This is a genomic window from Treponema socranskii subsp. socranskii VPI DR56BR1116 = ATCC 35536 (genome assembly GCF_000468115.1).
GTDB lineage: Bacteria > Spirochaetota > Spirochaetia > Treponematales > Treponemataceae > Treponema_D > Treponema_D socranskii.
In genome coordinates this window covers 1-11,180 of record NZ_AVQI01000065.1, presented here as the reverse complement: position 1 = coordinate 11,180, position 11,180 = coordinate 1, and the positions used below count along the sequence as shown (strand labels likewise).

The following is an 11,180-nucleotide window of genomic DNA, read 5'->3' as shown; positions in this document are numbered from 1 at the left end:
AATCCACGCGACCGTTATCTCCGCAGGTTGAAAAAGATTCCGACGCCGGAGTTCTACGTGCTCTACAACGGGGAAGAAGATTACCCTGAAAAAGTAACGCTCCGACTTTCCGACGCCTTTATGACAGTGCCCGAAAGACCTGCTCTCGAAGTCGTTGTCAGCGTGACGAATATCAATTATAATAAGGGAAGTAAGATATTGCATACATGTAAACCGCTGAAAGAATACACGCTGTTCGTAGAAGCCGTACGAAGACATACGAAGCTCGACAGTGAAAACGGCTTTCGGAACGCGATCAAAGAGTGCATACAAAATGACATCTTGCGGGAGTATTTACAAAGAAAAAGTCGGGAGGTGATGAACATGTTAATTGCCGAATATGATTATGATGTCGACATTGCCGTGCAGCGGGAAGAAGAAAGAGAAATTGCGCTCAAAGAAGGCATCGCACAGGGTGAAGCGAAAGGCGCATATCAAAAAGCGCTTGAAACGGCGAAGAATTTACTCGGTTTGGGATTGTCGGTCGCAACCATAGCCCAAGCAACCGGCCTCGCCGAAGCGGAAATCGAATCGCTGTAGCGTTGCTCCCTCTCCTCACTCCACGTGCGACTTTGTGCATTCTGCTTGCGGAAGCGGCGTTCGCATACGTCTACAGACCATTGTATGACGGTCATTTTTGACGAAAGAAAGCATGGTTTTATTAGCCTCCTTGCGCTTGCAGGCTTATAAGCCGCCGCGCACAGCTTTTTTCCCGCGTATTCGTTATCTTACGTCGTTTTCATCGAGACCGTACTGTTCGTTTTCATCGTTCAGTCCTGCGGGTTCCACGTGTACCATGATGTCGTATACGTCGGGAATGGCTTTTCGGACGGCCCTTTCCACTTGACAGGCGATTTCGTGAGCAGCCGACACGCTCATATCGGCCGCCACTTCGATATCCAAGTCGATATCCCAATGCGAAGCGATTTTTCTGATCCGCGCGCGGTGCGGATGCGACACGCCTTTTACGGAAGATGCGGCGTCGAAAAGGCGCTTGTATATTTCGCGGTCGGTGTTTCCGTCCATGAGTTCGGTATTCATATCCGAAAAGATCGCGACCGCGTTTTTGATAACCCATGCGCTTACGAGGAGGGCGGTAACGGGATCGAGTGAAGGGCAGCGGAAAAACCGCGCAGCTCCTATGCCTAAAAGCACGCCTCCCGACATGACGATATCGCTTTTCATATTCTGTGCGTTCGCTTTGATTATGGCGCTGCCGCTTTTTTTACCGAGCGTATACTGCGTTACGGCGAGTATCGCTTTTCCCGTAATCGATACTGCGGCAGCAGCGAGTGCCGCAGCGCTCACTTCGCTTTTGTACGAGTGCCTGATAAGAGAGCCTACGGACGAAAGGGCGAGCTGCGTGCCGGCAAAAAATATGACGAAAGATAAGGCCATCGTCGCCGTCGTTTCCGCCCTGCCGTGTCCCCACGGATGCTCTTTGTCGCCCGGCCGCGAAACGATAGTGCTTACGATGAGCGTCATAAGCGCGATCGCGACGTCGGTGAGCGAATCGATGCCGTCGCCCATAACGGCAAGGCTTCCCGAAACTTTCGAAAGAACGATCTTTACGCATGCGAGCGCAAGATTTCCGAAAAGCGCGATATAACCCGCCCGCCGCATGAGAACGGCATGTGTTTCGTTTCGATCGGTGATTTCGGAATTCATACTGAACAATTTTAACAAAATCTTTGCCGTGCCGCAAGCACGTGCATTGCATTACTGAACATCCGGAAACGGCGTCACTGCAGACGGCTGATTATTAATAGGTTCAATTTTATGAGCTAATACCTTCAAAGCTCGTCATTCGACCTAAAAATCGAAATTATCGGGATCCTGTTTTGCAATGCCCGTGTCCAAATCGCTTATCTTTTCCATTTCGTCGTCGGTGAGACTGAAATCGAAAATCGCGGCGTTTTCTTTGATGCGTTTCGGATTGACCGATTTCGGAATCGTGATGATGCCGTTTTGATAATCCCAGCGAAGCGTAATCTGCGCCGCGCTCTTTTTGTGAGTTTTGGCAATTTCGGCGATCGTTCTGCTTTCGAGCACAATACCGCGCCCGAGGGGGCTCCACGCTTCGGGAAAAATCGAATGTAAAGTGCAGTAGTCGCGGAGACTTTCGCGCGTTAAAAACGGATGACATTCGAATTGATCGACGGCAGGGACGACGTTAGAGACGGCGGCGAGTTCTTCGAGGTGATGCTGCAAAAAATTGCTTACGCCGATCGCACGAACCTTTCCCGATGCGAAAAAATCCTCCATGTATTTCCACGTGTCGATAAATTTGCCGGGCACCGGCCAGTGAATCAAATACAGATCGATGTAATCGAGTTTGAGTTTGTTGAGGCTTTCGTGGAACGCGTCTTCTTGTCGGTTGTCTCTCTGATCCTGATTCCACATCTTTGTCGTAACGAAAACTTCTTCGCGCGGCACGCCGCTTTCGCGGATCGCTTTGCCCACTTGCGTTTCGTTGTTGTAAAATGCCGCCGTATCGATGAGGCGGTAACCGCATTCGAGCGCCGTCTGCACTGCTTGAATCGTCGCGTCTCCGGCTTTGTAAACGCCGAGCCCGAACTTCGGCATAGCGACTCCGTTATTGAGCGTTACTTTTTCGTCGATACCCATACGAAACCTCCGTTAATTAAAAATAGCGATGGTACGTTTATTATAATAGAATAACGAAAAAAAATACATTGTCCCGCGCATTAATGGTAGAAGCCGCTTGCTCTATACTTCCTCTGTTCTGCAGTGTCCGATACCCGACAGTGTGTGCGCGTATACGAAAATATCACATATTTCCGAGATACGCGTATGCGCGTGTTGTAAAAAAAATGCTGTCATGATACAATAAAAAATATGTTGCTGTCGGTAAAAGAACAACTGAAACTCTTCTTAGCGAATCCCGTGTTTTTGGCGTGCATCTGCAGCTGGTTTTGTTCGCAATTTTTAAAAACAATCATCGCTCTGCTGTCTCATAAAATCCGCAGCTTGTCGGTACTCTTTGAAATGATGGTGTGGCGGACGGGCAGCCTCCCTTCAAGCCATTCCGCGATCGTTTCGGCACTCACGACGTCTATCGGTTTTCACTCGGGCATTCATTCCGATGTATTTATATTGTCGCTGTGTTTTTTGCTTGTCACGGTGCGCGACGCGCTCGGTGTCAGACGCGCAAGCGGCATTCAAGCAAAGCGCTTGAACGAAATCGGAAAAGAACTCGACCGGCAAAAGATCATCGCATATACGCCCATAAAGGAAGTGCAGGGGCATACACCGCTTGAAGTGATCGTCGGCCTTTTGATCGGGTTTTCGATCGGATTCGCATTTGCGCTGCTGCAGTAGGAACTATGAGCGCAGTAAAAAAAATGTCTGTTTTTTTCGGCATCGCCGTCGCTTCGCTTTTCGTTCTGTTTGTTTTTCGGACGGTGCCGTCGGGAAATCTGTGGGAGCGTTATCGTATCGTGTATGTCGACGATGCGGCGGATGACGATTATGCGGCCGACGTTTTAAAGCGCGCCGGATGTGAAAACGTCATAAGCCTTTCTTCTCAGCGGCTTCCGGTCACGCTGCCGATGCATTCTCCCGAAGTGTCTCTCGCGCTCGCTTTCGCCGATGCCGACGGCTACCTTGCAAAGCGGAAGGCGTACTTTTTCGACAGAGGCGCACAGTATCGGCTCTATTATATCGAAGAGCGATATGCGCCGTTTGCCGAAGACGCCGTACAGGAATTCCGTGCGTCGGGCGTAGCGGCGGGTATCGATACCCATGGTGTCTATCCGTTTATCGTGCCGCTTATCTGTACGGCCTTTGCGCTTCTCTTGTGCTTTTTGTCTCCTCACCGTTCTCTCTTTTTTGTCGCAGCGGTTTTTCCGGTTTTCTTCGCCGCATGTGTGCCCTTGTATTCTGCCGCGGCATCGGCTTGCCTCTTTTTGTATGGGCTTTTTATCGCGCTGAGATTATGGGGAAGGCGAGGAGCGTTTTCGGCCGTCAAAACGAATCCTGTCCTCATCGCGTTTTTTGCCGCGTCCCTTATCGCTTCCTGCGCGTCCTCGCTTCGGAGTGCCCTGCTTTTTGTGCCGCTCGCCGCCGGTACCGTATCCGTACTTGCCGCGTTTTCAACGGGCGAGCGATTGTACGAAGCGCGCTATCGGTTTACGCTTGTTCCGATCCGACCCGCTCGGGCGATTCCGCTTTTTACGAAAGCGACGTTTCGCGGAACGGCCGCATGCGTTTCGAGCATTGCCGTCCTTTTCGCCGCTTCACTTTTGTCCTCTTTTTCGAGCGGCTTTGCCGCTTCTCCTTTTTCGCATACTTCTGCGCTCGAGTTTCCTTCGGCGCGCGCGCAGTCGCCGGCGGGGAGTTTTCCGACGCTCGACGAATACGTCGCGTGGTACTGGAATACGAAAACCGCTCCGTATCGTTCGGTGAACGCGCAAAGCGCGCACGAGCGGCACCCGAAGACGGGCGACAGTATCGTCTTTCCTCGATTTTCCGACGGGGATAAAGGGATTTCGGAGACGAGCGTCTCTATGGTATTCGATAAAAATTTTTACGATGCGGCGCTCGGCGATATCGATGCGCTGCCGTATCCTGCAGTCGAAAAATTGATAAAAGCGCAAGACGCTCATGTCCGTGTGGGGTACGCGTTTTCTGCGTCGGGCGGCGGGGGGCTTTTGCACACGCTGCTTTTGGCTTTTGCGCTGTGCATACCGTCGATTTTATTGGTACGGAGTAAAATGCGATGAAGATGATTCCCGCCATATATACGAGCGAAGGAAATCTCGTCAAAGGCGCCGTAAACGGTTTTTTGCAGCCGGTCGTGACGATTCCGCTGTCTCACGAAACGCACACTCCTTCCGTCTGCCTTGTTCGGCAGGGAGACCGTGTGCGCGAAGGGGATATCATAGCCGTCCCGGCTTCGAATGCGTCGTCTCGTTACGGCGCCAAACTGCACGCAAGCGTACCGGGCATCGTCGAAGATATCGTTTCGTGTATCAGTCCGAACGGACGCGAAGAAGACGCGGTAAAAATCCGCTTGTCGGGAAGATTTTCGTATCTCGGAAAAAAGCGGTTTTCCGAAAATTGGAGAGCGCTCCCGGCATCGGCAATCGTTCAGAGAATCGCGGATGCGGGCGTCATCAATACTTTCGATACGACCGAACCCGCATCCCTCGCGTCTCAAATCGACGGAGTCGGACTGCACGGGCGACGCGTCCTTGTCGTACGTCTCTACGATGACGATCCCAAGCGCGTTACCGATTCCGTTTTATCGAAAGCGTTTTTCAACGATATACAAACGGGAGCCTTTATCACTTCGCGTGCGCTCGGCGATGCGGGTATCGTCTTCGCATGCGATGCGCAGGAGATGCAAAAACGAAAAGCGGAGCAAGGGACGACAAATACGACGCGCAAGGTGAAAGCGTACGAAGATCCGTCTCCTCTGCAATCGGCATTGCAGGACTTCGCTTCTGATCGCGTCAAAGATTCGCCCGTTCCCGTATGCTTTGTGCCCGTTGACATCACCGAATATCCGGCGGGTTTCCGCAATGAAATAATCGCCGCTGTAAAAAAATCGGCAAAGGAAAAGCCGTTCGACGGAATTTCGTCCGAATGCGTTTTTGCCGATGCGTCTGCAATGATCGCCGTACACAATGCGCTTCGCTACGGTGTGCCGTCCGTGGAACAGTATGTGTACGTTTCGGGCGAATGCGTACCGGCGGCGGGCCTTATGAAAGTTCGCATAGGAACGACGATGCGCTTCCTAGCCGAACAGTGCGGCGGATTAAAACGTCCTCCCGCCGCCGTCATTGTAAACGGTCTCATGCTCGGAAGCTTTGCCGCGAGCCTCGACGCTCCGGTGACGAAATACGTCAAATCGGTTTCGTTTTTGCCGATGCACCGCATCCCCGATCAGAGCGAGCAAGCTTGCGTACGCTGCGGCGAGTGCCGCGTCGTTTGTCCCCGTCATCTGTCGCCCGACATATTGTACCGGCACGCGGCAGGCGGAGCCGAAGTGTCGAAAGAATACATCGAATCGGCGGCACTGTGTTCGGGCTGCGGATTGTGTAATTCGGTATGCCCTTCAAGGCTTTCGATAAGCCAAGCGATAAAGCGCATACGATATTCAGGAGAACCGATATGAACGATACGACGGACACACTGCTGCGAAAGAAAAAAATCGCGCGTCCTTTTTTATACTTGTCTCCGTCGGCGCAGAGCGTTTTGCTTGTCACGGCGCTTTTACTGTCCGTCCAAGTGCTCATGCTCGCCGCAACGAAAAGTTACGGAGCGCTCATCGTCATCGCTTCGTCGATTGCGGGATTTTTTACCGCCGACTTGTTGTATGCAAAGCGTATCGTGCGCTGCCGCCTCTCGCCGCTTGCGGATGTCGTGCAGGGAATCGTCGCGGGGATGCTGCTTCCGTCGACCTTTTCACCGGTAACGGTTTTTTGCATCGCGCTTTGCACAGTACTTTTATTAAAATACCTGTCGGGATCCTTTGCGGCCGACTGGGTGAACAGCGCTGTCCTTATTGCCGCCGTCGCATGGATAGTCGGCATGAGTTCGTTTCCCGAAACCGATTTAACGCGCGATATATTGCAGATTAAAAATCCTTCGTTTGTGTTAATTCAAAACGGCGTATTCCCGATTACGGGTATCGACCGCGCGATAACGGAAACGCTCAATAATACGGTATTCGGTTTTGTCAATATTTCTATTCCCGACGGTTATATTTCGCTTTTGTGGGATACGCATTCGGTTATTCCTGCATTTCGATTCAATGTATTGACGCTTTTATCGTCGATCGTTTTGTTTGCATGGGGTATGCAGGGGCTGCTCGTTCCGAGCTGCTTTGTGATCGTATATGCGCTGCTTGTGCGCTTTGCCGGTCCCGCGATTGCAGGCGGCGTCGCAGGGCAGGGCGATATGATTTTAGCGCTGTGTACCGGAGGAACGCTCTTTTATACGGTGTTCGTCGTGCAGCAGTACGGCACGCTGCCTCTCTCGAAGTACGGGAAAATACTTTACGGCACGCTTGCAGGCATTTTCGCATTTTTGATTGCCGGCTGCGGTATGTCGTCGGCAGGAATGATCTTTACGCTTTTGTGCGCGAACGTCGTTTCGCCGCTCATCCAAGCCGCTGAAGACAAGCGGGATGCGGCGCGACTGCGTGCCGCGCTTGCGGAAAACCGTAAAGGAAGGGCAGGGCGATGACGGAGCGATTTTCAAAAGAAGCATTGCAGGAGTACGGCATTTTCGCAGGCTGCATCGTATTGCTCGCTATCGTGTTGTCCGTCGCGGCGATTTGTACGAAGGGCGCCATGCATGCGGGAATTAAAACCGAAATAGCGCGCGTGCTCGAAGAAGCCGAGCCGGGAGTGTGGCATATCGGAGACTTTGTCGATTTCGCTGTTCCCGTATCGTCGAGTGCAGCGTGTTTCAGCGTAAAAGGCGGAAGCGGAAACGCTTACACGTGCATCGTGCGCATGGAAACGATCTACGGCCCTCTTCCTGCGGTTTTTATTTCGGACGGAAAGCATACCGCGCGTTTTATCGGAATTGCCGGATTGCACGGCAGAGTGTATGACGCGATCGAAAGCAGCGGAGCGAAAAGCCAGATCAGGTATTGGGCGGAGCGTATACCCGTGCTGATACGGCAGCAGGAGGAAAGACTGTGATGCGTAAAAGATTCGTTTCGTTTTATTTTTCGGCATCTCTCGCCTGTATGATTCCGTTTCCCGGCCGATTTGCGTACGGTCTCATACTTGTAGTCGAACTCTTCGCGCTTGTCTCCGCCGCTACGCTGCTGCGTGATGCGATACGCAAGCTTGAATTCGTGCGAATCGGAAATGTGCTTTGTATGTCGCTTATCGTCGCTCTTGCGATACTTTTTCGGCAAATCCTCGCGGTGTTTTTGCCGCTTGCCGCCCTTACGCTCGGTTTTGCGATCTACGTGCCGGCGGTTTCAGCATTCGCCGCGGGCTTGGTTCCGACTGACGAAACTGCGGGGATAAAATCGATTTTAAAACGAAATATGAATTCTACGGCGCTCTTTTCCGTTTTTGTGCTTGCATTTTTTTTGCTGCGGGATATTGTCGGTTTCGGAACGATTACGTATATCGGCCCGAACGGTATCGAAGAAAAAGTTTTGTTTGATTCGGAACATATCGCGTTTGCGTCGTTTTTTGCGACGATTCCCGGCGCGCTTATCGCTCTGGCGATTATCTTCGCCGTCTCTGCATTTATCGCAGCGAAATCGGCGCCTGCCGAAAAGGCGGAGACGAGCCATGATTGACATCGTTTTGTATTATGCGTTTTACGCTTCCGCCGTCTTGTTTTACGGTATCGGGCTTGAGCGCATTGCCGTGTTAAGCGTCGCTTTCGACAAAAGCATTTTCCGTCCTGCGTTCCGATGCGGCGTTTCCGCACTTGCAGCGACCTTTTTGACGGAGCTCATCACCGTACACTTGCTTTTTCCGCTCGGTGTTACAGAGCTCTATCCGCTCGCAGCGCTGCTCGTATTTACGGCACTTTTGTCGGGCACAGGACTTTTTATACGTACTCCGCCGCTCATGCAAACGGGAGAATGCGCCGCTTCATACCTCATCGTGCTTCTTTCGCTCTCCGAAAGCTCAGGTACCTTCGATGCCGTCCTTATCGCTGCAAGCTGCATGCTCTCCTTTGTTGTCGTGTTACCCGTCCTTGCCTCGCTCCGTTACCGCATCGATATCGCGCGGGCAAAAAACGACGGTTTAAACCGGCACGTACTTGTAATGATTGCCTTGGCGATTCTCGTCATCGCTTGTGCGGTGTGGAACGTTTCGTGGCTTACCGATTACTGCGTGCGTTAATCTTTTACGATGCCCGCAAAAAAATAAAGAGATATCTCTAAAAACTCGATCGGATTTTAAAAATTTCTTAATAATAAAAATCTTCAAAAATCGAAAAAAGACCTTTAAAATATGGCAAAGATAGTGTAAAATGAGCGGAAGGAGTTTTAAGCCAAAGTGAAGGCGATGTGTATCTGTTTCGGCCTCGAGTCAACACCGGCCGGCAAAACGTTTTCCGACAGTGAAAAAGATTATCAGGATATCTACAAACCGGCGGCAAAGTTTCTATACGCCAATCCCGGTTTTTGTATGGCTTTTTCGTTTAACGGAAACGAATTGCAGTTTTTCAAAAAAAAGCATCCCGAATTCCTTGCGATATTGCAACAGCTCATCGCCCGCCGGCAGATTGAAATTTTAGGCGGGGGATTTTACAATCCCGTATTTCCGCTTTTGTATCCGAAAGATCGCACCGATCAAATCGAATTGCTTTCCGCCGAAATACGGCAGACGCTCGGAAAGCGGCCGCGCGGCATGACGCTGTGCGCTTCGAGCTGGGATGCATCCCTCGTGACGAGCTTTCAAACCTGCGGTATGGAATACGTCGTGCTCGACAGCTCGCTTATTCCTCCTGCAAAACAGTCGTACCTTCCCGTCATCATGTCCGACCGCGGCAAATCCGTAACGATAGTTCCCGTTTACCGAAAACACAAACCGTCTCTCGAAGTTTCCGCTGAAGAGTATTTGATGTCTCTTTTTGTATCCGTAAAAAAAAGTGTGCGCGCAGATGCGTACGATGCCGCCGCTTCGGAGCGTTTTGTCGATGTACCGCTGACGCATGCGGAATTTCAAAAACTTTTGCAATCGGGATATTTGCAAAAACTTGCCGACAGCGCTTCTTCTCAGTTTTCGGATACGCTGCGCTTTTCGCATCCCGGTGCCTATTTGAAGACGGCCGGTGCCCGCGTTCCCGCTTTTATTACGGCGGGTATCGACGCGGAAATCGCGCAGTGGGCGAAAGTGCCGTATACGGCCGTTACGAAAAGCGACGGCTATCCCGTCACGATTTACGATTTTTTGCAAACCTATCCCGAAAGCCAAGCGCTGTGTAACCGCATGCTGTACGTGAGTATGCTCGCCAATCAATGTCACGGCGATAAAGCGCGCAAAAAAGTCGCACGCGAAAAACTCTGGGCAGCCCAAAGCGGAGAAGGTTTTGTGTGTACGGCAAGCGCTCCGCTCGTACGCGCAGCCTACCGCAGAATCGCTTTTAAAAACCTCTCTGAAGCGGAAAAGATCATCCGCGAGTGTAGCGAATTCGAAGAGGCGGCGTCTCGATTCGATTACAACGCCGACGGCATCGACGAATATATGTTCCGCATGACGGGCTTTACGGCATGCATAACGCGGGCGGCTGGCGCGATCTCCGAACTCGACATCATGCAGGGCGCGGGCAATTACGCGGACAATTTGAGCCGCATGGAAGCCTTCGACGGCTGTACCGACGATTACGTCCGTTCGCTCTTTATCGATTACATCCTCTCCGATGCCGACGTCAAAGGCTATGTGCAAGGCAAATGTGCAAAGCGGGAAACCTTTGTAAGAGCGCAGTACATCGAACAAAAATTTTCTCCGCAGCACAAAGAAGTGCAGCTTTCATTTTTCGGAGAATTCGGCGAGAAAAAACAGGCGATATCCGTACGAAAAAAATACGCTGCGAATTCGAACGGTTTTACATTGCAATACATCGTAAAAAACGAAAGCGCCGAAGCGCTCCGCGCCGATTTCGTCGTCGAGTCGAATTTCGCGCACACCGATTACGCTGTCCCCGATTTTACTCCGTATACGATCGAAATCGCATCAGGGGATGAACGCGTTGAAAGCGATTCGGCACAATCGTCCGCTTCACTCTCTCCGTCGGGCATTATTTCCGACGTTTCCGCCGTTCAGCTTTCCGATGCCGAAAATTCGCTTTCGTTTATGTTCGAGCCGAACGAAAGCTGCGGTCTTTCGTTTTTGCCGATCACGTTCCGCCGTCCGGAATACGCCGGTGAAAAAATCGTTCCGGCAGCGATGACGCTGTGCGCAGCGATGCATTGGCCGATCGATCTTGCGCCCGGCATGGAAACGGAAAAGACGATCAACTTCAGCATAATCGCGATGAAGCGCAAGCGCACGAAAGCCGAAAAGCGTGGAAAGTAAACGCGGCGTCGCAAATAAAGCAATGTGTACGGCGATCGAGCAAGCTGCATTTTTCCGCTAAAAGAATTGCCGTGCTAAGAGTTGAAAAACGCCCGCAGCGTTTTTCTTTTA

The 11,180-nt window shown here is 51.6% G+C and carries 11 protein-coding genes; 9 read left to right on the top strand and 2 right to left on the bottom strand.

From position 1 onward, the window contains the following. On the top strand, positions 1-579 hold a 579-nt coding region (locus tag HMPREF0860_RS13935; protein WP_021495685.1), incomplete at its 5' end, for an RpnC/YadD family protein. Positions 580-762: 183 nt separating this feature from the next. On the opposite strand, the gene HMPREF0860_RS08620 is transcribed toward HMPREF0860_RS13935, so the two are convergent. Further along, a complete protein-coding gene (locus HMPREF0860_RS08620) occupies positions 763-1,707 on the bottom strand; it encodes a cation diffusion facilitator family transporter (RefSeq protein WP_051169983.1) in 945 nt (314 codons plus the stop codon). 144 nt (positions 1,708-1,851) lie between these two features. Then, positions 1,852-2,667: an aldo/keto reductase gene (locus tag HMPREF0860_RS08615; protein ID WP_021331071.1), complete on the bottom strand. Its 816-nt coding sequence runs from the start codon at positions 2,665-2,667 to the stop codon at positions 1,852-1,854. A gap of 231 nt (positions 2,668-2,898) precedes the next feature. Here HMPREF0860_RS08615 and HMPREF0860_RS08610 point away from each other — a divergent pair, with 231 nt between their 5' ends. From HMPREF0860_RS08610 to HMPREF0860_RS08575, 8 genes are all read left to right on the top strand, one after another. Beyond that, positions 2,899-3,381, top strand: a complete 483-nt coding sequence (locus HMPREF0860_RS08610; RefSeq protein WP_021331067.1) for a divergent PAP2 family protein — start codon at positions 2,899-2,901, stop codon at positions 3,379-3,381. 5 nt (positions 3,382-3,386) lie between these two features. After that, positions 3,387-4,784 carry a hypothetical protein gene (locus tag HMPREF0860_RS08605; RefSeq protein WP_021495686.1) on the top strand — a complete coding sequence of 466 codons (1,398 nt, stop codon included), beginning with the start codon at positions 3,387-3,389 and terminating at the stop codon, positions 4,782-4,784. Beyond that, positions 4,781-6,181 (top strand): 4Fe-4S dicluster domain-containing protein, encoded by a 1,401-nt coding sequence (locus tag HMPREF0860_RS08600; protein WP_021331069.1) that lies wholly within the window; start codon positions 4,781-4,783, stop codon positions 6,179-6,181. Before HMPREF0860_RS08605 ends, HMPREF0860_RS08600 begins: the two co-directional genes overlap by 4 nt. Continuing rightward, positions 6,178-7,254 (top strand): RnfABCDGE type electron transport complex subunit D, encoded by a 1,077-nt coding sequence (locus tag HMPREF0860_RS13335; RefSeq protein ID WP_021331074.1) that lies wholly within the window; start codon positions 6,178-6,180, stop codon positions 7,252-7,254. Before HMPREF0860_RS08600 ends, HMPREF0860_RS13335 begins: the two co-directional genes overlap by 4 nt. Next, positions 7,251-7,718 carry a hypothetical protein gene (locus HMPREF0860_RS08590; protein ID WP_021331092.1) on the top strand — a complete coding sequence of 156 codons (468 nt, stop codon included), beginning with the start codon at positions 7,251-7,253 and terminating at the stop codon, positions 7,716-7,718. The genes HMPREF0860_RS13335 and HMPREF0860_RS08590 overlap by 4 nt, the downstream gene beginning before the upstream one ends. Then, a complete protein-coding gene (locus tag HMPREF0860_RS08585) occupies positions 7,715-8,335 on the top strand; it encodes a hypothetical protein (protein WP_156002165.1) in 621 nt (206 codons plus the stop codon). Before HMPREF0860_RS08590 ends, HMPREF0860_RS08585 begins: the two co-directional genes overlap by 4 nt. After that, positions 8,328-8,891, top strand: a complete 564-nt coding sequence (locus HMPREF0860_RS08580; protein ID WP_021331081.1) for a hypothetical protein — start codon at positions 8,328-8,330, stop codon at positions 8,889-8,891. The genes HMPREF0860_RS08585 and HMPREF0860_RS08580 overlap by 8 nt, the downstream gene beginning before the upstream one ends. A 165-nt stretch (positions 8,892-9,056) precedes the next feature. After that, positions 9,057-11,069 carry an alpha-amylase/4-alpha-glucanotransferase domain-containing protein gene (locus HMPREF0860_RS08575; RefSeq protein ID WP_038081575.1) on the top strand — a complete coding sequence of 671 codons (2,013 nt, stop codon included), beginning with the start codon at positions 9,057-9,059 and terminating at the stop codon, positions 11,067-11,069. The last annotated feature ends 111 nt before the right edge of the window (positions 11,070-11,180 follow it).